18 protein-coding genes and 1 pseudogene are annotated in these 20115 nt (G+C 38.9%); 6 read left to right on the top strand and 13 right to left on the bottom strand.

The genetic code is table 11. The features are described from left to right. Positions 1–69: 69 nt before the first annotated feature. From BLR86_RS07810 to BLR86_RS07840, 7 genes and pseudogenes are all read right to left on the bottom strand, one after another. Positions 70–789: a LutC/YkgG family protein gene (locus tag BLR86_RS07810; protein WP_090760016.1), complete on the bottom strand. Its 720-nt coding sequence runs from the start codon at positions 787–789 to the stop codon at positions 70–72. Between the two features lies 1 nt (position 790). Continuing rightward, positions 791–2215, bottom strand: coding sequence for a LutB/LldF family L-lactate oxidation iron-sulfur protein (locus BLR86_RS07815; protein WP_090760018.1), 1425 nt, complete (start codon positions 2213–2215; stop codon positions 791–793). A 60-nt stretch (positions 2216–2275) separates the two neighbouring features. Continuing rightward, positions 2276–2992 (bottom strand): (Fe-S)-binding protein, encoded by a 717-nt coding sequence (locus tag BLR86_RS07820; RefSeq protein WP_090760020.1) that lies wholly within the window; start codon positions 2990–2992, stop codon positions 2276–2278. Positions 2993–3165: 173 nt separating this feature from the next. Continuing rightward, positions 3166–3582, bottom strand: a pseudogene (locus BLR86_RS07825) (PTS glucose transporter subunit IIA); the annotation flags it as partial. 190 nt (positions 3583–3772) lie between these two features. Then, the gene (locus BLR86_RS07830; RefSeq protein WP_090760024.1) at positions 3773–4123 is read right to left on the bottom strand and encodes a hypothetical protein; all 351 of its coding nucleotides are present in this window, start codon (positions 4121–4123) and stop codon (positions 3773–3775) included. Positions 4124–4240: 117 nt separating this feature from the next. After that, entirely contained in the window at positions 4241–5344 is a 1104-nt protein-coding gene (locus BLR86_RS07835; RefSeq protein ID WP_090760026.1) for a Gfo/Idh/MocA family protein, read from the bottom strand. Then, positions 5345–6346, bottom strand: coding sequence for a Gfo/Idh/MocA family protein (locus BLR86_RS07840; RefSeq protein ID WP_090760028.1), 1002 nt, complete (start codon positions 6344–6346; stop codon positions 5345–5347). A 176-nt stretch (positions 6347–6522) separates the two neighbouring features. Between BLR86_RS07840 and BLR86_RS07845 the strand changes: the two genes are divergently transcribed. Both BLR86_RS07845 and BLR86_RS07850 read left to right on the top strand, forming a co-directional pair. After that, on the top strand, positions 6523–7449 hold the full coding sequence (locus BLR86_RS07845; protein ID WP_090760030.1) for a DMT family transporter: 927 nt from the start codon (positions 6523–6525) through the stop codon (positions 7447–7449). A gap of 12 nt (positions 7450–7461) precedes the next feature. Continuing rightward, on the top strand, positions 7462–8025 hold the full coding sequence (locus tag BLR86_RS07850) for a cysteine dioxygenase (RefSeq protein WP_090760032.1): 564 nt from the start codon (positions 7462–7464) through the stop codon (positions 8023–8025). A gap of 70 nt (positions 8026–8095) precedes the next feature. Here the strand turns inward: BLR86_RS07850 and BLR86_RS07855 are convergent, their stop codons facing one another. The 3 genes from BLR86_RS07855 to BLR86_RS07865 all read right to left on the bottom strand — a co-directional run bounded on the left by BLR86_RS07855 (position 8096) and on the right by BLR86_RS07865 (position 12214). After that, the gene (locus BLR86_RS07855) at positions 8096–9886 is read right to left on the bottom strand and encodes an ABC transporter ATP-binding protein (RefSeq protein WP_254782277.1); all 1791 of its coding nucleotides are present in this window, start codon (positions 9884–9886) and stop codon (positions 8096–8098) included. 43 nt (positions 9887–9929) lie between these two features. Next, positions 9930–11693, bottom strand: coding sequence for an ABC transporter ATP-binding protein (locus BLR86_RS07860; RefSeq protein ID WP_090760034.1), 1764 nt, complete (start codon positions 11691–11693; stop codon positions 9930–9932). A 92-nt stretch (positions 11694–11785) separates the two neighbouring features. After that, the gene (locus BLR86_RS07865) at positions 11786–12214 is read right to left on the bottom strand and encodes a MarR family winged helix-turn-helix transcriptional regulator (RefSeq protein WP_090760036.1); all 429 of its coding nucleotides are present in this window, start codon (positions 12212–12214) and stop codon (positions 11786–11788) included. Positions 12215–12458: 244 nt separating this feature from the next. Between BLR86_RS07865 and BLR86_RS07870 the strand changes: the two genes are divergently transcribed. Next, on the top strand, positions 12459–13028 hold the full coding sequence (locus BLR86_RS07870) for a biotin transporter BioY (RefSeq protein WP_090760038.1): 570 nt from the start codon (positions 12459–12461) through the stop codon (positions 13026–13028). A gap of 153 nt (positions 13029–13181) precedes the next feature. Here the strand turns inward: BLR86_RS07870 and BLR86_RS07875 are convergent, their stop codons facing one another. Further along, positions 13182–13730, bottom strand: a complete 549-nt coding sequence (locus BLR86_RS07875; protein ID WP_090760040.1) for a methylated-DNA--[protein]-cysteine S-methyltransferase — start codon at positions 13728–13730, stop codon at positions 13182–13184. A 181-nt stretch (positions 13731–13911) separates the two neighbouring features. Here BLR86_RS07875 and BLR86_RS07880 point away from each other — a divergent pair, with 181 nt between their 5' ends. The 3 genes from BLR86_RS07880 (at position 13912) to BLR86_RS07890 (ending at position 16546) form a co-directional block, all read left to right on the top strand. Next, positions 13912–14829, top strand: coding sequence for a DNA-3-methyladenine glycosylase 2 (locus tag BLR86_RS07880; RefSeq protein WP_090760364.1), 918 nt, complete (start codon positions 13912–13914; stop codon positions 14827–14829). A gap of 536 nt (positions 14830–15365) precedes the next feature. After that, positions 15366–15659, top strand: coding sequence for a transposase (locus tag BLR86_RS07885; RefSeq protein WP_175492821.1), 294 nt, complete (start codon positions 15366–15368; stop codon positions 15657–15659). Between the two features lie 11 nt (positions 15660–15670). Further along, positions 15671–16546: an IS3 family transposase gene (locus BLR86_RS07890; protein WP_254782279.1), complete on the top strand. Its 876-nt coding sequence runs from the start codon at positions 15671–15673 to the stop codon at positions 16544–16546. Positions 16547–16862: 316 nt separating this feature from the next. Here BLR86_RS07890 and BLR86_RS07895 read toward each other — a convergent pair whose 3' ends face one another. Together BLR86_RS07895 and glpK are read right to left on the bottom strand one after the other, a co-directional pair. Further along, the gene (locus tag BLR86_RS07895) at positions 16863–18524 is read right to left on the bottom strand and encodes a glycerol-3-phosphate dehydrogenase/oxidase (RefSeq protein WP_090760045.1); all 1662 of its coding nucleotides are present in this window, start codon (positions 18522–18524) and stop codon (positions 16863–16865) included. A 44-nt stretch (positions 18525–18568) separates the two neighbouring features. Then, a complete protein-coding gene (gene glpK, locus BLR86_RS07900) occupies positions 18569–20059 on the bottom strand; it encodes a glycerol kinase GlpK (RefSeq protein WP_090760047.1) in 1491 nt (496 codons plus the stop codon). Positions 20060–20115 lie beyond the last annotated feature (56 nt).

Genomic DNA, 20115 nt, shown 5'->3' on the forward strand with positions numbered 1-20115 from the left:
AAATCTCTCCTTTTTCAAGTAAGGACAAAGGCTGTTCAAATACCTTTTGAACAGCCTGATTCTTTTAATTTATAGGTCATTAATTACGATATAGGATGCTCTTATTGGTCCATGAACACCAACCACAAGGTTTAACTCGATATCTGCTGAATTACTTGGACCAGTGATAAAATTGATACACGAAGCTACATGGCCTGTTTTTTGATGAATCTCCCGCATCTTTTTGGCAGCCTGCGTCATCCTTGGTACGAGGGTACTTTTAGGGATCAATGCGATAAAGGTGGCTGGTAAAAAGCTTACGCTTCTTCCCTTATTCTCATCACTAAACAAGACAACCGTTCCAGACTCTGCCAATGTGATTTCACTAATCGTGATCCCCACATTGGCCTGTTCTGCTTTTGTGATATTCTCTGACCCTTTCGTATGATCCCATTCATAGACATCGATATCCTGGCTTGGCCATTCCGTTTTCAATAGAGAATCAAGACCCCATTTTGAGAACCGCTCATCCTTCCAAGTGACGATTGGACCTCCACCATAAGTAGCAACTACTTCGCTTAAGGTTGAAGGTAATTCTTTAAGATCAATAGTATAAAGAGTGGTATGGATTTTATTACACTGTTCTCTTAACACTTCTACTAGTTCATCCAGTGTGGCATCTTTTAATACTTCGTCCTGAGGTCTGAATCTCCAGTTTGGTCGTTGTACCGGCGTAGAAATTCGAGGTCGACCTAGCTGGATGGCAATTTGATTTAAGAATGAATCACGATTTTGTATAGTCCCAGTCAACTTATTTGCCCCCTTTTTCACGGTTTTTAAACCAATCCCTGAATCTCTCTTTATTTGGTGCTGGAAACTCTCGAATATCTGTCCAGGCCTTTAATGGTCCCGGCCCCTTCGATATCTTGTCTCCAGTCGTAAAGGGATTCATCGCCGTTGGAGCAATTTTGGAGCCTATTTTATAAATGAGAGGTGATGCAGCGCCTAACCCAAACGCCTTCATGGCTAATTTTTCAGAAATAGGTGCCTTACCCTCCTTTTCAACAATTATTTCTCGGTGTTTATGAAGAAGATTATGCAACGGAATTTTGACTGGACACACTTCCGTACACGCTCCGCAAAGTGTTGATGCATATGGAAGCTCTTTATATTCGTCATATCCACCAAGAAGCGGGGAAAGGACTGCTCCAATTGGCCCTGAATAAATCGAACCATATGAGTGGCCGCCAACATGACGATACACCGGACAAACGTTCACGCATGCCGCACAACGAATACATTGTAAGACAGATTGGAATTCTCCCCCAAGGATTTTGGAGCGGCCGTTATCAACAATCACCAGATGGAATTCCTCCGGGCCATCCACATCTAATTCTTCTCTTGGTCCAGTAAGGACGGTAATGTAACTTGTTAATTTCTGGCCAACAGCACTTCTAGTTAAAAGTGAAACCAGCACTTCCATTTCTTCAAAAGTAGGTACAATCCGTTCCATACCCATTACAGTAATCTGTGTTTTTGGTAAGGCCGTTACTAAATCAGCATTACCTTCATTGGTTACTAAACTGAAGGAACCTGTTTCTGCTATTGCAAAGTTACAGCCCGTAATACCAATATCCGCTGACAGGTATTCTTGTCGCAGCATTTCCCGTGCATGCCAAGCCAATTCCTCTGGCTTAGAGGTTTTTGTGTAGCCTAGCTTATCAGTGAACACATCCCGAATCTGCTCTTTGTTTTTATGTAAGGCAGGGACGACGATATGGGATGGGGGATCATGATCATCTACTTGGAGAATGTATTCGCCAAGGTCTGTTTCAATTACCTCACAACCCTCTTGTTCCAATGCTGCATTTAAACTGATTTCTTCGGTTACCATTGATTTCGATTTAACAATTTTTTTAGCGTTTTTCTCGCGTACTATTCCACGAATATATTCATTTGCTTCTTCTTTCGTTTGGGCAAAAAACACATGCCCTCCACGCTTAGCAACATTTTCACTTAATTGTTCTAAATAATAATCCAGGTTCTCAAGTACATGCTGGCGAATTTCTTCTCCATGTGAGCGCCAGTCCTCCCAGTTGCCTAAATCCTCGGTTACGAGTCGCCTTTTTACACCCATCCCATCCTGAGCACCCGAAACGGCACCACGCATAAAATCGTCATGTATCCCTTTGTCGACACGTTCCTTAAATTGTTCCTTGCCTATTTTCATTGCCATCTGGTGTCCTCCCATCTATTTTTGGTCACTCCAGATATCTACGAGTGAGCGAATGCACCTTCATCGACTATTTAATACCTCAGCTATATGTAAAACCTTGATCGGTTTTTCTTTTCTATCAATTCGTCCTCCGATATTTATAAGGCAGCCGGCATCAGCTCCGATTAGATATTCAGCACCCGTCCCTTCCACATGGCAAACCTTTTCATCTACCATTTGCTCTGATATTTGCGCCATTTTTACTGAGAAGGTACCACCAAACCCGCAGCATTGCTCTTTTCCTGGCAGTTCTGTAAAGGTTAACCCTTTTACATTTTTCAGTAGAATCATAGGAGCTTCTTTTACTCCTAGCAATCTCGTCATGTGACAGGAGGTGTGGTAGGTGGCTGTCCCTTCTAGTTTCGCTCCAACGTCTTCCACCTTTAAGACATCGACAATAAATTGGGTAAGTTCATAGGTTTTTTCAGCCAATTTCTTTGCCTTCGGTTCCCAAATAGGATCATCTTTGAAAACATGAGGATATTCGTGAAACATAAAGGCACATGAACCTGATGGTGACACTACATATTCTGCATCCTGGAAGGTATTTATCATCCGTTTCATCGCCTCTTTTGACTCTTGTGTATAACCGCTGTTATAAGCTGGCTGCCCACAACACACCTGTGATTCTGGGAAATCAATCTCACAACCAAGCCTTTCAAGCAACTCAACCGTTGCCTTACCAACATTGCTTTGAAACATATCTACAAGGCATGTTGCAAATAAACTTACTTTCATTTCTATTCCATCCCCTTGGTTTTATTAGTGCCAATCTCTTTATTATAAAATTTTTATTTACTTTTGTTTTATTATAATATACTTTTGTTTACCTTTGAAAGATAGTTATATTAAATTTAATATCCTTCTAAAGAAAAAAGAACAAACTCATAAAAAGTTTGCTCTTTTTGTTATTATTTAATTTTTACGCCTGATTCCTCAATTACTACTTTTTCATTTTCAGCTAAGTTAGTAAAAATTACTGGGGTAATAATAGAAGGTACTTTGTCTTTAATTAAATCAAAATCCACTTCTAGCAGCTTTTGACCCTTTTGAACACGTTGTCCATCACTTACAAACGATGTAAATCCTTCACCATTTAGGCTTACTGTCTCCAGTCCTACATGGATTAATATTTCTCTTCCGCCCGTGGACTTTAGACTTACTGCATGTTTAGTAGGAAATACACTGATTACTTCTCCGTCAACAGGAGAAACAACCGTACCATTTGTCGGCTTGACTGCAAAACCATCGCCAATCATTTTTTGCGAAAAAACAGGATCTGGAACAACATCTAAGGGTACGAGTTCCCCCTCTAATGGCTGTAAAAATGTAGGATCATCTTCAGCCTTTTTACTTTTGAATAAATTTTTAAACATATATAAGACCGCCTTTTTTATATTTAAGGTTTTCAATATGAATATCCTATTCCATTAATATTTTCCCCTATTCGGTGGACTTTATCAAAATATACGCTCACTAAAAAACGCACAAGCGTGCGGAATAGTGATAAAGATATTATTATGCTACTTTACCAAAAGAACTGCTTAGGTTCTTTAGTGTATATAATCTAGCTGAAATAATAAATAATTCATGAGAATTATTCTTTACGTATTCATCAATAATCGTGATCCCTCGATTAAATTGATCAACTAAGTAATACGTGTACTTTTCATCCCAATCAAATTGGTTTATTCTAATGAGTTCATCTACAAGTATGTGAAACTTATACTCTTCAATCAAAAGTTTTACTTGATACAATTTATTTGGATCAATCCTAAAGTTATTTTTATTCTGTTGATTCTGAACAAATGATAAAAAACCTTTTATGTTTTCAGCCAAGATAATCGCTTTTTGCATTTCAAATTTCATTTTCCCATCTCCTCAATATCTCTTACCTCTTAAGAAAATTGTATGTTTTTTGAGATAATATGACACTGCCCAGAAAAAAAAGAAGCCGTTCAATAATTTGAACAGCTTCTAGGATACTTAGGATTTCATTTTTTCGTTTAATAATTTAAGATATTCATCCGGGTCAACAGGAAATTCGACTGTCTGATTCAACCATGATGATAAATAAATAGCGTTTACCAGCTCGACAACCTTTATTCCTTCATCACCAGGTGACAGTAACGGTGTATCTTTCAAAATTGCATCGATCCAGTTTTGAATGATACCAATATGACCTAAATATTCACCTTTCACAGGAACATCAATTTTCCAGCACTCCGGTTCACCGAAGCCACCTTTATAGGTTGCATTAAATTCTCTTTCTGATTGTGTTAAACGGAAGAAAGTAAGTTCATTATTTTCAATCACTAGTTTCCCGCGATCCCCTACCACTTCAAAGCGATTCGTTCCAGGTGCTTCAGCTGTTGAAGAAATAAATACACCAGTAGCCCCATTCTCATATTCAAAATAGGCAGTAACATCATCTTCTACCTCTATATTGTGGTACTTACCATAATGGCAAAATGCATGTACATTCTTTAACTCCATTCCGGTTGTCCATTGCATTAAATCTAATTGGTGAGGAGCTTGGTTTAATAAAACGCCGCCGCCTTCGCCACGCCATGTTGCTCTCCAACTACTGGAATCGTAATAACTTTGTGAGCGGTACCAATCGGTAATAATCCAATTTGTTCGCTTAATTTCACCCAGTTCTCCAGATTGAATGAGACTCCGTAATTTTTGAAAAATTGGATTTGTGCGTTGGTTATACATCATTGCAAATGTTTTTCCCGATACTGCTGCAGCCTCGTTCATTTCTATTACATTTTTCGTAAAGACTCCCGCCGGTTTTTCTAGAAGGACATGGATTCCTTTAGCAAAGGCTTTAATTGCTATTTCCGGGTGACTAAAATGCGGTGTAGCAATAATAATAGCATCTATTTCCGATTCGTTTAAAAATGTATCTTCATCTGTATAAAATTGGACATTTTCTGACAAATTGTCTGTCACCCAAGCTGACTGTTTCTCCCGGCCACAAATTGCGCTTAACTCGGCCCCCTTAACTTGAGCTTTATCCAACTGAAGTGCATAGGTTTTACCCATATTTCCTATCCCAATTAATCCAACTTTAACTACGCTCATCTACAATACCCCTTTCTGATAAAAATTCTTCACTAATTCATCCATGACCCAGCTCGTCCTCGCACCTGAAATGCCTGTGCTTGGACACTTACTACCAACTCCTGTTAACTCTTTCACAATGGTTTCCACGAGAGGTTGATGGACATGTTGCGGCGGTTCGAAGCTAAACTCTTCTGTTCCTTTAGCTGTAGTCAAAGTAACAGGATCGTTCCCAAAGGTTGAAAAGGTTATTTTACCTTTACTTCCGATGATTTCATTAACATCCACATGTTCAAAAGCAGTAAAACACCAATTACCGATACCGTGGATACCCGATTCAAAAAGATATGTACCAGAAACGATATCCTCTGCATGATAAAGTCCAGCTTGATTAGATGCAAAGCCTTGAACAGATTTAATCGGACCCAATAAAAAGTCTAATATGTCTAATGTATGACTTCCTAAATCAAAAAATAGCCCTCCTCCTGCTAATTCAGGTTGGACTCTCCAAGGAAGATTTTTTGATTCAACTATTTCTTCCGAAGCCGGTTGATACTGGGTTGAAGAGACATACCGTATGTCTCCAATTGTATTACTTTCTAAGAGCTCTTTTATTTTGATAAAACGGGCTTGCCCTCTCCGATAGTAGGCTACATATAGAGGTACTCCAGCGTTCTTGCATGCAGAAATCATTTCTTGGCATTCTGCATAATTCCGTGCCATCGGCTTTTCTACATAAACCGGTTTCCCCGCCTGTGCTGCCATAACAGTGTATTCCTTATGTGACCCTGGTGGTGTTGCAATATAGATGATATTGACATCAGGATCATTAATTAGCGCTTCAGCATCATCGTACCATTTAGGAACATGGTGCCGTTGTGCATAATCCTTGGCAAGCTCTCCTGTTCTTCGCATGACGGCAACGAGCTCGGAGTTTTCAATCTTTTGGAAGGCCGGCCCGCTTTTCACTTCCGTAACATTACCGCATCCTATAATTCCCCACTGGACCTTTTCAAAATTCAATGTGTTTCCTCCCTCTAACAAATCAATATTTATTTATGTAAAAATGTTATTGTTTCATATATTATACCTGCCATGTATTTAAAAAACATAGTTTTTTTGTCGAGAACAATCATTTTCTTATTGGACAAGCATAAGATTGATTAACTATCTTTTTGTTCTGAAAGGGTTGCTCATTCATGCCTTCTAATAGGTCGAAGCTTACTGCATCGTTGTATGCGATGATGTCGATTAGTTTTTGGGGAGTTTCTTTTGTTTCAACAAAGGCTGTGCTAGGAAAGCTCGACCCATATTCGTTACTAGTTATTCGATTTGGAATTGGGGCCTTATTTTTGCTTTTGATAGTACTTATGCAGCGTTATCGTCTACTTGTCTCCATTAAATATGTCCCACATTTAATGGTTCTTGGCATTCTTGGCGTATTTGTTCATCAGGTGCTCCAGGCGACAGCATTGTTAACCATTGATGCTTCCTCTGCGGGATGGCTCATTTCATTTTCCCCAATTTTCACCGTCATCCTTTCAATACTTTTTTTGCATGAAAAAATGAGTAGTATGAAGGCTATTGGAATGGTCCTAGCGATTACAGGTGTACTCATAGTCTCAACATCAAGAAGTGGACAATCCTTCCATATCGCCATGAATATTGGCTTTCTTCTTATGATATTGAGCACCCTAAATTGGGCTATTTATTCGGTACTTTTAAAAAGCTTAAAGATTCCTTATCCCCCAATTGTCGTAACATTTTATATGTGTTTGCTAGGTTTGATTCTAACTACACCTTTTATTATCCGAAACAAAGGCTGGGAATCTCTCTCCTTATTAAATCAGTCAGAGTTGGCTCATTTGTTATTTCTTGGAGTCTTTGTATCAGGCATTGCCTATTGGTATTGGGCGAAGGCACTTGAAGTTTTAGAAGCTTCAAAGGTATCGATGTTTCTATATTTGGAACCTATTGCAACGTTAATAGCTGCAGTATTACTTTTAAATGAAAAAGTTTTTCTCATAAGTGTTGCTGGAGGAATCATAATTATAATTGGGGTGATTATTGTTAACGGTCAGCTTGTGCCTATGTTGTTCAGGGTACTTAAGAAAAAACGACCATAGGAGGAAAGCTTCATGACTTTGATAAGCAAAATTAAAAATGTTCTTGAACCATTAAAAAGCCCATCTATAACAGAGTTAAAAAATGCTCTTTTACAATTGAATATGACACTTGATGATCTTACTGACTTACCAGAACCAACGGAAGGAAAGCCGTACAATCGAAAGCTTCTTTTTAAAAATGAAGAAGTTGAACTGCTCGTAATGAATTGGTCACAGTTGGAGTGTGCCCCTCATGATCATGGCCAATCACATGGCTGGATACAAGTTGTCTCCGGTGCTTCCCTTAACTCTGTTTATGTGATGAAAGGAAAAGGCTTACCCACTGAATTATTTCATCAGTACCATCAACAAGGCAAATATTTTTTTGCCCCTAAAAAGTCTATCCATAAAATGAAAGCATCCAATAATACCGAAATGGTCACTCTTCACCTTTATTCTCCTCCTATTACCGGCATGATCGTCTATGACCTAGAAAAATGTGCTGCATGTGTTGTATCGGATGATTGCGGAGCATGGTGGCCGGATGAACAATATCAGAAGTTGAAAGAGATAAAAATTAAAAGAGAACAATCGTAATTTTCCAGTTACGAATTGTTCTCTTAGCTTTTCAGGGAAACTGCCATTGCAGTTTCCAATAATTTTTAAGTTATGAAGCCACTTCAAACTGACTATTATAAAGCTCAGCATAGAATCCATTTTTCGAAAGTAGTTCTTCATGAGTTCCACTTTCAATAATGTCTCCATCCTTCATAACTAGAATCAAGTCAGCATTTTTGATGGTCGAAAGTCTGTGGGCAATCACAAATGAGGTTTTGCCGACTGTCAATTTATCCATTGCCTGCTGAATCAGTACTTCTGTACGGGTATCAACCGAACTTGTTGCCTCATCCAAAATCAATAAAGGTTTATGCTCAACCATTGCCCGCGCTATGGTAATGAGTTGTTTTTGACCAGCGGACAGATTTGCTTTATCATCGAGAATCGTGTCATATCCATTCGGTAAAGTTTTAATAAAATGGTGCAGTCCCACTGCTTTGCAGGCACCCTTTACTTCTTCATCCGTAACTCCCTGTCTCGAATAGATAATATTTTCACGAATGGTTCCTTCAAATAGCCAGGTGTCTTGAAGCACCATACTGAATAAATCGTGAATATTTTCCCGTGTGAGTTCATGGATTGGAACACCATCAATCAAAATCTCTCCACCGTTAATTTCATAGAAACGCATTAGCAGATTGACCAAAGTTGTTTTACCGGCACCAGTAGGACCGACAATCGCCACTTTTTGTCCTGCCTTTGCCACAGCTGAAAAGTTTTTGATAACCATTTTATCTTCACCATAGCCAAAGCGAACATTCTTAAACTCCACATCACCTGTTGCCGTTTTAAGCTTTTTACTTTTTTCACTTTCATTTGCGAGCTCGTCTTCAGCAAGAAATTCAAAAACACGTTCACTGGCAGCCGCCGTGGACTGAAGATTTGTAGCCGCTTGTGCAATCTGTGTAAGTGGCTGCGTAAACAATCGAATATATATCATAAACGCAACAATCACACCAAATGAAATGATACCTTTCACGGCAAGTACGGCACCAACAATGCTCACTACCACATAGCCAAAATTACCAACAAACATCATTAATGGCATCATCAACCCTGACATGAATTGTGATTTCCACGCGCTATTATATAGTCTTGTATTAATCTCATGGAAGGTTTCCCTTGCTACTTTTTCTGCGTTATACACCTTTACAACATTGTGACCTGAATACGTTTCTTCAATATGTCCGTTCAGTTTTCCAAGCTCTTTTTGCTGCTGTGCGAAGTATTTTTGAGACTTTGAGATGATGACAGTCATTAAAGCAAACCCTAAAATGGTAGATACGATTGCTGAAATAGCCATAATCCAGTTTGTGTAAAACATCATGATGAGTGAACCTAAGAACATCGTTATAGCAGAAACAAGCGTACCTAAGCTCTGGTTCATTGTCTGCCCAATCAAATCAACATCATTCGTTACACGGCTTAGAACATCCCCGGTACTAGTAGAGTCAAAGTATTTTAAAGGCAGACGGTTAATTTTCTTTGAAATATCAGTCCTTAAATTCTTTGAAACACGCTGTGTGACCGTGGCCATAATGAAGCCTTGAATATAGTTAAATAAAAATCCTAGGCCATACAGGAAAGCAAGAATGCTTGCTACATTGACTACTGCATCAAGATCGATGCTTGTCAATAATCCTGCAGTAATTAAATCGGTTATCTCACTAAGCATCTCCGGACCAATGATATTGAAAATTGCACCTGCCATGGCAAGTACCAATGCGATAATAATAATCGGTAAATACACCTTACAATAGGAAACAAGCTGTTTGATCGTTTTCTTAAAATTTTTGGCTTTAGCACCTGGACTACCCATATGACCTCCAGGGCCACCCATGCCTCTGGGAGATTTCATGTTTTCGTCTCTATAATTATTTTCCTTAGCCAATTTCAAGTTCCTCCTTTGACAACTGTGAATAGGCAATTTCCTGGTAGACCTCACAATTTTTCATAAGTTCATGATGGGTACCAATACCGACAACTTCGCCATCTTCCAACACAACGATTCGATCTGCATCCTTAATGGTACCTATACGCTGTGCCACAATTAGTGTAGTAGCATCTTTCGTTTCTTTTTTGAGTTCGGAGCGCAATGCTCGATCCGTCTTGTAATCTAGTGCTGAAAAAGAATCATCGAAAATATAGATTTCAGGCTGTTTGAAAACGGCACGCGCAATGGACAGCCTTTGTTTCTGGCCACCAGAGATATTGGTACCTCCTTGAGCAATTGCTGCACTATATTGATCTTCCATCTTTTCAACAAATTCTTTTCCTTGGGAAATCTCAACTGCCTTCCTGACCGCTGTTTCATCTGAAGACATCTTCCCATTATCCCCATAAGCTACATTGGACTTAACCGTACCGCTGAACAATACTGCTTTTTGGGATACATAACCCAGCTTATTTCGTAATGATTGCTGCTTATAATTTTTTACATTGACACCATCAACCAAAACTTCCCCTTCTGTTGCATCATAATAGCGAGGAATAAGGTTGAGAAGTGTACTTTTTCCACTGCCAGTTGAGCCTATAAAAGCCACCGTTTCACCTTTACTTGCAGTGAAACTCACATTGCGAAGGATATACTCGGCTGCATCAGGATATTTAAAGCTTACATTCCGGAATTCAACTTCTCCGGTAAGACCATTTTTCCCTTTTGTCTCATTTCCATCAATGATTTTTGCTTTGGTATCAAGTACTTCTGCAATTCGTTTAGCAGAGACAGAAGCACGGGGAAGCATGATAAACACGAAAGAAAGCATCATAAAGGCCATAATCACCTGCATGGCATAAGACATGAATACAACCATGTCCGAGAATAAAGGTAATTTATTCGGCAGTGCAGCGCCATTAATTAAGAATGCACCAATCCAATATATGGCTAGACTCATACCTGACATAATGATTCCCATCGTCGGCATCATAATTGCCATCATTCGGCTGGTAAATAGATTTGTTTTTGTAAGGGCATTGTTGGCTTCTTCAAATTTTTCTTCCTGATATCCTTCTGCGTTGTAGGCATGAACAACACGAATACCAGTCAAGTTTTCTCTTGTTACCCGATTCAAGTTATCTGTTAAACTCTGGATAATTTTGAATTTTGGAAGTGCAACTAAAATTAGGATAGACAGCATAATTAGCAGGAATAAAACCGCAAATCCAGTAGCTGCCGTCCATTGCCAGCTCTTACCCATGATTTTTAAGATTGCCCAAACAGCTAATATCGGAGCCTTTACGATGGCTTGAAGTCCCATTGCGATAAGCAGCTGTATCTGGGTAATATCATTTGTGGATCGCGTAATCAAACTTGATGTTGAAAAACCATTGATTTCTTCAATCGAAAAAGACATCGTTTTCTCAAACACCATTCCACGCAGGCGAACAGAATAACCTGCTGCGACTTTAGCTGCAAAGAAGCCAACAATGATAGAAGCTATCATACTGCCAACTGCACACAAAATCATATATCCGCCATGAATGAGCACATCGCTCATCTTACTACCTTCTGTCTGTACAAGTATGGTTATTTCACGCATATAATCAGGTAGCTTCAAATCTAGATACACCTGTGTCACAATGAATACCAAACTGAACATTATTAACAGGTAATCTTTTTTCTGTAGATATTTAAAAATTTTCAGCATACACATACCTCCTATGTTCCAATCACAACAATCTAATAGTGTTAGATACTTTTTCAAAATAAAGCAGCCTCTCATTTAAGCCTGCAAAACAATCATTCATCTTCCGTGGTATTTTCAATAATCCTATTTAAAATTCGAACAAACTCCTGTGCATCTTTTTCGCCTAGTTTTTCTAGCGTTTTCTCAAGCATGGATATTGCCTTTTCATGTTCTTCCAACATAAAGCTTTTTCCAGCTATCGTTATCGTCACGATGACAATGCGTTTGTCATTCTCATCCCTATTTCGTTCAATAAATTCTTTTTTGGATAAACTTTTAAGTGCCGAGGCAACACGAGGGGTGCTGAGAAACAGTTTTTCACTGAGTTCACCTGATGACGCACCTTCAGTTTTAAAAAAAGTTAAGTACCCTAATATCCTTCTTTCTCCCTGTGAAATGTCGTCAACCTTTTTCTGAAACGGCATTTTAGGTGATTTTGTCATATTTCTAACTAGTTCATTCGCCAAAGCATTATAATCCATTCCAAACCCCTTTCTGAAGTATCTAATACTATTAGATAAATATATTCAGTTTGAACTTTCTTGTCAATAATTTTTTGTTGAAAAATAAAACCCCTACCGTATAGCTGAAATCATACGGAAGAGGATCATTTTTAATCTTTATTATTAGAAAAACATTGACAAAGATTTATAGGTCATTTTATACTTTATATGTTAACCTATACATAATATTAGTTAACATATAGTCAATAAGGGGGAATAGTTTATGCTTCGATCTCACAATCAATTAAAAATGTGGATTTTGAGTGCATTATTTGCTGCAATCATTGGAATTTTAGCACAGGTTACCATCCCATTACCACTGGTTCCAATTACAGGACAGACTCTTGCAGTTGGGTTAGCAGCGACCATTTTGGGCTCTAGATATGGCACTCAATCTGTCATTATATATGCCTTAATTGGTGCTATTGGGATTCCGGTTTTTAGTGCAATGTCAGGTGGTCTCGGGGTCATTGTTGGTCCTAGAGGCGGTTTTATAATTGGATTCATCCCTGCAGCATTTTTAATAGGTCTTTATTTAGAAAAAACTAGCTTTACTATCAAAAACGGTATGATTGCCAATACAATCGGTATGCTTGTGACCTTGTCCATTGGGACTGTTTGGTTAAAATTTGCCATTGATACGACTTGGACGGCTGCATTTGGGTCAGGATTTTTACCATTTATTGTTGTTGGTTTAATAAAAGCATTTTTAGCATCATGGATTGGGATAACAGTTTATAAAAGACTTGTTTCAGCAAATCTTTTATCTTCACCACATCAAATGTCCAGTTAATTTCATAAATTTTTCCCAAAAATAAAAGAGTCAGTTTCCGTTCATTTAGAACAGAGGCTGACTCTTTTCAATTTAAAATCTATTCATACCATAATAATCTCAATATCATCGGCAGCAGGTTCTACTTTTGTGTATGCAATCGCTATTTGATACTCATTTTGTACCGCCGGTAACGACTGCTAAAACTTGACGCTCTAAATCAAGGAGTTGTGTCTTCATCTCTAATCCGCCACGATAGCCGGTCAACGAGCCATTTTTTCCGACAACACGGTGGCACGGTACAGTAATTAACACCGGATTAGCACCAATTGCCGCTCCTACTGCCCGAACAGCGGCAGGTTTATTGATATAATTTGCGATGTCAGAGTAGGATTTTGTTTCTCCAAACGGAATCTTACAAAGCGCATTCCATACCGCTACTTGGAACTCTGTCCCATGATAATCAAAAGGAACAGAGAAATTCTTTCGATTCCCCTCAAAATATTCGATTAGTTCGGCTGCATAAAGCTCTAGTTTCTCACAATCTTCTACAAGAGGGCTGCCAGGGAACCTTTTTTCCGCCCAATAAGACAATTCCTCAAATGATTTGGTCTTTGAGCCTACATAGCAAAGTCCCTTCTCGGTCGCTGCAATATATAGACTCCAATTTTTATAACTCAACAGTGACCAATAAATAGTAGTCTTATTATTTTGTGTTTTCATTTTGATTCCTCCATTTGACACTAGAATCCTCCGGAAGCATATAACCTCCAGTACTATTATTATAACTCCAAGTCTTGTAAAATGGACGTTGTGGAAAGTAAAAAAGCAAGCTAATGAAATTTCTATAAATAATAATTGAAAATGATGTGGAGAGTTGAATGTGGCTGATAGACAAAATAAAATGAACTGTTGGCATGATTTCAATGAGGTTATCATCATTAACTTGCCAGCAGATTTTGATATAAAGGCCAATCTGGGCTATTTAGAGCGTAATAAAAATGAATGTATGTTTGAAGTCGAAAACGGAATAATCACAAAGGGGATTGGGGTTGGCACAATCCAAACTATAGTACAAATACAGGTAAATGAACGAAATCAGATGATCGTGCAGCTTTTAAACGACTCTGGATCTCTTAAACAGTCAGAGCAAATTGAAGTTGTAAAATACATTCGCGAATGGTTTGACCTTGATCGCGATTTAACACCATTTTATAAAATGGCAAAAGGAGACCCGCTGCTTAAAGGGCCTGTTCAGGAATTCTATGGATTACGCCTAATTGGTGTTCCTGATTTATTTGAAGCCCTCTGCTGGGGTGTATTAGGGCAGCAAATAAACTTAGCATTTGCCTACACACTAAAGAGGCAATTTGTTGAAAATTTTGGAGAATCCATCGATTGGAATGGCAAGAAATATTGGGTCTTTCCGACCTTTGAACAAATTTCAAAATTAACACCTCAAGACCTAGCAGATATTAAAATGACCTTGAAAAAAAGTGAATATATTATCGGTATAGCCCAACTAATGGCAAGTGGGGAATTATCGAAGGAAAAATTATTGAGAATGGATAGTCTTAAAGAAGCTGAAAAAAGTTTAGTAAAGATTCGTGGAATTGGTCCATGGACAGCGAATTATGTACTAATGCGCTGCTTACGCTATACATCAGCCTATCCAATTGATGATGTCGGGCTGCATAACGCCATCAAACACCTAACCAGATCCGAGAAAAAGCCTGCGAAGGAAGAGCTCTTAAACCTGTCACAAAGGTGGGAGAATTGGCAAGCCTATGCTACGTTTTATTTATGGCGAGTGCTTTACTAAAAAGTCTTCACTATCTTGCTTTTATTTGCTAGGAGCACAGCAGTGGAGCGGCATTATGAAGGACATTTCTAAGGACATTTCTAATGCCATTTCAAAAAGTTTTGTCCTTCATCGGCGTTATGAAGGACATTTCTACGCAATCTTTAGTAAGTTTCCACGCTATGAAGGACATTTCTATGCAATCTTTAGTAAGTTTTGTCCTTCATCGGTGTTATGAAGGACATTTCTATGCAATCTTTAGTAAGTTTTGTCCTTCATCCACGCTATGAAGGACATTTCTACGCAATCTTTAGTAAGCTTTGTCCTTCATCCACGCTATGAAGGACATTTCTACGCAATCTTTAGTAAGCTTTGTCCTTCATCCACGTTATGAAGGACATTTCTACCAATCTTTAGTAAGTTTTGTCCTTCATCGGCGTTATGAAGGACATTTCTACGCAATCTTTAGTAAGTTTTTGGGGTTAGTCTTAAAAGTGGACACGTAAAAATGAGATTTAGTTTATAATACAATCATCATTTAAAAGGACGTGTTCACTTTGGGTAAACGTGCTGATCAGGAGTACAAGGACTATATTTCAAAGTTAGTTGTGGAGGAAGGGCGAACGGCAACAGATGTTGCTTTTGAAATGGAACTTTCACCTAAGACGATAAGTCGCTGGGTGAAAGCTTACAGGACAAAAAGTAATGTCGGTAAAACGAATGAGACTTATATTACACCAACGGAGCTTGAAAAATTAAAAAAGCAACATGAGAAAGAATTGGCTGAAGCTAGAGAGGAAATTGAAATCTTAAAAAAGGCCATGCACATCTTCACCAAAAACCAAGCGTAGTTTACACCTTTATTAAAGCCCACTCAAATGAACACGCTGTATTGAAGATGTGCCAGGCATTAAAAGTTTCCACGAGTGGTTATTATAAATGGCTCAAACAACAATCAAGTCCTCTATCCGATAAGGAAAAATATCGGTTAGAGGTCCAGCAGAAAATTAGCAAGTCATTTCATGAGAGCCTTGGAACCTACGGAAGCCCCAGAGTACATGCCGATTTGATTGACTGGGGTTTTATAATCTCGCAAAAAACAGTCGCTCGGATTATGTCGGAAATGGGTTTGAAAGCCATACAAGAAGAAAAGTTCGTAGTCACAACAGATTCAAATCATGACTTTAATATTTATCCTAACGTACTAGATCGTCAATTTAACGTAGAAGAGCCTAATCAGGTGTGGGTTACAGATATTACTTATATTTGGACACTTGAAGGATGGGTTTATTTATCGTCCGTAATGGATTTATTTTCAAGAAAGATAGTTGGTTGGAGTCTAGATTCACATATGAAAAAAGAATTGTCTATTCAAGCATTGAAAATGGCTATTATCCAAAGACAGCCTGGTAAGGGCGTGATTCATCATTCAGACCGTGGTTCCCAGTATTGTTCACATGAGTATATTGACATATTGAAGGGGAATGAAATGCAAATCAGTATGAGCAAGAAAGGTGATCCTTACGATAATGCTTGTATTGAATCATTTCACGCCACACTCAAAAAAGAATTGATTTATAGAAGGCGTTTTAAAACAAAAGCAGAGGCTATAAAAGCAGTAAATTATTATATTAGCTGCATTTATAACGAGAGACGAAGGCATTCAACCTTAGGGAATATTTCGCCTAATCAATTTGAGAGAAACCACCAACAAAATGAAGTGGAATCTATCTCATAAATAAGACATTTGGTTTTAGAAATGGTCAGTCATGTTTTTGACTGCCCATTTCTAAAACCGTACCAAACGAAGTGCGGTAGTGATTTTGGTTTAAAAAGTCTCAAATTTTATTGTCCACTTTCTTGACAGAAGACCATTTTGTCCTTCATCCACGCAATGAAGGACATTTCTATGCAATCTTTAGTAAGTTTTGTCCTTCATCCACGCTATGAAGGACATTTCTTTTGCAATTTTAAAAGGTTTTGTCCTTCATCGAAATAGCATCACCAATCGGGGAATTTGTTTTGAAGCTCACCCCTCAAATGCCCTTGATAGGTTATAAATCAACAAGCGTAACCGCATCTCTTAACTCTTTTTCAAGTTCCTCTTTATATTGAGCCGTTTGGTCCATATTCCAACCCAATTTATCCTCCATGAAGGAAATTACCTCATCCTTCCATGTATGGACCCATTCAATATGAAAAAATAATGCACCTGTCCGTCGGATAAAGAAGTCTGCAGGAGTTATCACCATTTCATGTTCGATGGCGTACAGTAATTGCGAATAAACGCTCCTTGTTAGCTTTAGCTTTTCGATTTCATCATCATAGTTTCTAGCGTATTGAAATATTTGGTTCACATTTGAACCGTATAGTTGAGCAAACCAACGACCTTCTTCCTTTGTGAATCCATATTCAGTTGCTTCCTGTTCCTTAACTGAAATAAATTGCAAAAAGCCTTTAGAACCCCCGACATCCCCTCCAGAGATTGGATATGTTTTCGTTTTTGATCCTTTATATATTTGCCCATTCTCCCCCAGACATTTGACAATAAGATTCACGACTGATTCTGCCATCTTCCGATACCCGGTAAGCTTTCCACCCGCAATCGTGATTAGTCCGCTTTCCGTTTCCCAAATTTCATCTTTACGGGATATTTCTGAAGGATCCTTTCCTTCTTCATAAATTAATGGCCGAACACCGGCCCAGCTGGATTCAACATTTTTATCTGTAACCTTCACTTCCGGAAACATAAAATGAATCGCATTTAGAATATATTCACGGTCTGACACAAGCATTTTTGGATGGGATGCGTCGCCCTCATAAAATGTATCGGTTGTTCCCACATAGGTTTTTCCGTCACGGGGAATCGCGAACATCATACGCCCATCGGGAGTATCGAAATATACCGCTTGGCGGAGCGGGAAAACAGACTGATCTATCACAAGGTGAACACCTTTGGTTAAACGCAACTGTTTGTTATTCCTCGAGTAATCTTTTTTACGAATGTTATCAACCCATGGGCCACCCGCATTCACCACTTTTTTTGCCAGTAGAGTTAACGTCTTGTTTGTAAGCATATCCTTGACCCGGACACCCGTTATCATTTTATTTTGATAGATAAACTCCTCTGCTTTAACATAATTCAAGATATGAGCTCCCTTATCAAAAGCTGCCTTTATGACTTCAATTGTTAAACGGGCATCATCGGTGCGATATTCAACATAGTAGCCGCCGCCCGTAAGTCCCTCTCGTTTGACAAGCGGTTCTTTCGTAAGTGTTTCCTTCCTAGAAAGCATGCTTCGGCGCTCTACCCTTTTCACTCCAGCTAAAAAATCATATATTCGTAAACCGATAGATGTGCTCAAGGGACCGAATGTTCCGCCTTTATACAGCGGCAGGAGCATCCATTCTGGCTTAGTGACATGAGGGCCATTTTCATAAACAATTCCCCGTTCTTTCCCTACTTCAGCTACCATTCCTACTTGAAATTGTTTCAAATAACGCAAACCGCCATGTACAAGCTTTGTTGAACGACTTGATGTGCCCCCTGCAAAGTCCTGCATTTCTATCAAGGCTACTTTCATCCCTCTAAGGGATGCATCCAACGCAATTCCTGCCCCAGTGATTCCACCTCCAATAACGAGCAAGTCATATTGTTCATCCGGCATCATTCCTAGTAAATTTTCTCTTATACGCGCTGAAAATGATCTTGTCATTATTTCTTCCCTCTCACTCATTTCATGATGCAACACCATCAATCTTATTTAAATGCCATTGCTGCATGAACTGCTTTTTTCCAACCACTATAAAGACTTTCCCTTTGTTCTTTTGCCATTTTAGGCTCAAAGCACCTGTCAATGGCCCTCTGGTTTGTAATGTCTTCTTTGCTGCTCCAAAAACCAGTTGCAAGCCCGGCAAGATAAGCTCCACCGAGTGCAGTCGTTTCATTAATCAACGGCCTTTCAACAGGAACATTTAGGAGATCACTCTGGAACTGCATTAAGAAATTATTCATGACAGCACCGCCATCCACTCGGAGGCTTTTTAAACGAATTTCAGAATCTGCCTCCATGGCAGATAAAACATCCTTTGATTGATAAGCAAGCGATTCCAAAGTTGCCCTTATAAAATGTTCCTTACTTGTTCCTCTTGTAAGTCCGAAAACTGCTCCTCTAACATCACTATCCCAATAAGGTGTCCCAAGGCCTACAAATGCTGGGACAACATAAACTCCGTCTGTGGACTCTACTTTAGAAGCGTAACTTTCGCTGTCTTTTGCACTTTTTAACATCCTCATTCCATCACGAAGCCACTGAAGCGCAGAGCCAGCAACAAAAATACTACCTTCAAGCGCATATTCAACCTTTCCATTTAATCCCCAAGCAATAGTGGTGAGAAGCCCATGCTCAGACCTTACGGCTTTTTCACCTGTATTCATCAGCATAAAACATCCTGTCCCATACGTATTTTTGGCCATTCCCTTTTCAAAACACGCCTGGCCGAATAAAGCAGCTTGCTGGTCACCAGCAGCTGCTGCAATCGGAATTTCCTGTCCAAAAAATTGATTACCTACAGTTTTCGCATAAATTTCAGAAGAAGATTTCACTTCTGGCAGCATAGATTTAGGGATTCCTAAAATTGCTAACAATTCCTCATCCCATTTTAAATCGTAAATATTAAACATTAATGTCCGGGATGCATTACTATAGTCCGTGACATGGGCCTTCCCACCAGACAGCTTCCAAATAAGCCATGTGTCAATGGTTCCAAATAACAAGTTTCCTGTTTCGGCTTTCTCTCTTGCTCCTTCAACATTGTCCAGGATCCATTTTACTTTTGTAGCCGAGAAATAAGCATCAATTAACAGTCCTGTTTTTTCTTTAAAAAGATTACGATACCCTTTTTCAACTAACGCATCACATATCCCCATTGTTTGCCTGGATTGCCATACAATCGCGTTATACACCGGTATTCCTGTTTGTCGATCCCAGACCACTGTCGTTTCACGCTGGTTCGTGATTCCAATTCCCGCAATCTGTTCAGCTTTAGTTCCTGATTCTGTTAGTACACCCGCAATTACGGCTAAGACGGAGCCCCATATCTCATTGGCATCATGTTCTACCCAACCTGGTTTTGGAAAATACTGTGTAAACTCCTTTTGAACGGAATGAACAATTTCTCCCTTCTTATTAAACAGAATGGCTCTTGAACTTGTCGTTCCTTGATCTAAAGACAAAATATATTTTTCCATTTCATTTTCTCCCTTTTCATTACAATTTCCTACTCGTTTTATAATTAAAAGTTAAA

This window comes from Bacillus sp. OK048 (assembly GCF_900103525.1).
GTDB lineage: Bacteria > Bacillota > Bacilli > Bacillales > Cytobacillaceae > Neobacillus.

Excerpts from the sequence above, each read along its gene's own strand:
- BLR86_RS07815 (WP_090760018.1), bottom strand. The coding sequence starts at position 2,215 with ATGGCAATGAAAATAGGCAAGGAACAATTTAAGGAACGTGTCGACAAA.
- BLR86_RS07820 (WP_090760020.1), bottom strand. The coding sequence starts at position 2,992 with ATGAAAGTAAGTTTATTTGCAACATGCCTTGTAGATATGTTTCAAAGC.
- BLR86_RS07830 (WP_090760024.1), bottom strand. The coding sequence starts at position 4,123 with ATGAAATTTGAAATGCAAAAAGCGATTATCTTGGCTGAAAACATAAAA.
- BLR86_RS07835 (WP_090760026.1), bottom strand. The coding sequence starts at position 5,344 with ATGAGCGTAGTTAAAGTTGGATTAATTGGGATAGGAAATATGGGTAAA.
- BLR86_RS07845 (WP_090760030.1), top strand. The coding sequence starts at position 6,523 with ATGCCTTCTAATAGGTCGAAGCTTACTGCATCGTTGTATGCGATGATG.
- BLR86_RS07850 (WP_090760032.1), top strand. The coding sequence starts at position 7,462 with ATGACTTTGATAAGCAAAATTAAAAATGTTCTTGAACCATTAAAAAGC.
- BLR86_RS07855 (WP_254782277.1), bottom strand. The coding sequence starts at position 9,886 with ATGGGTGGCCCTGGAGGTCATATGGGTAGTCCAGGTGCTAAAGCCAAA.
- BLR86_RS07860 (WP_090760034.1), bottom strand. The coding sequence starts at position 11,693 with ATGCTGAAAATTTTTAAATATCTACAGAAAAAAGATTACCTGTTAATA.
- BLR86_RS07865 (WP_090760036.1), bottom strand. The coding sequence starts at position 12,214 with ATGGATTATAATGCTTTGGCGAATGAACTAGTTAGAAATATGACAAAA.
- BLR86_RS07870 (WP_090760038.1), top strand. The coding sequence starts at position 12,459 with ATGCTTCGATCTCACAATCAATTAAAAATGTGGATTTTGAGTGCATTA.
- BLR86_RS07875 (WP_090760040.1), bottom strand. The coding sequence starts at position 13,730 with ATGAAAACACAAAATAATAAGACTACTATTTATTGGTCACTGTTGAGT.
- BLR86_RS07880 (WP_090760364.1), top strand. The coding sequence starts at position 13,912 with ATGAACTGTTGGCATGATTTCAATGAGGTTATCATCATTAACTTGCCA.
- BLR86_RS07895 (WP_090760045.1), bottom strand. The coding sequence starts at position 18,524 with ATGACAAGATCATTTTCAGCGCGTATAAGAGAAAATTTACTAGGAATG.
- glpK (WP_090760047.1), bottom strand. The coding sequence starts at position 20,059 with ATGGAAAAATATATTTTGTCTTTAGATCAAGGAACGACAAGTTCAAGA.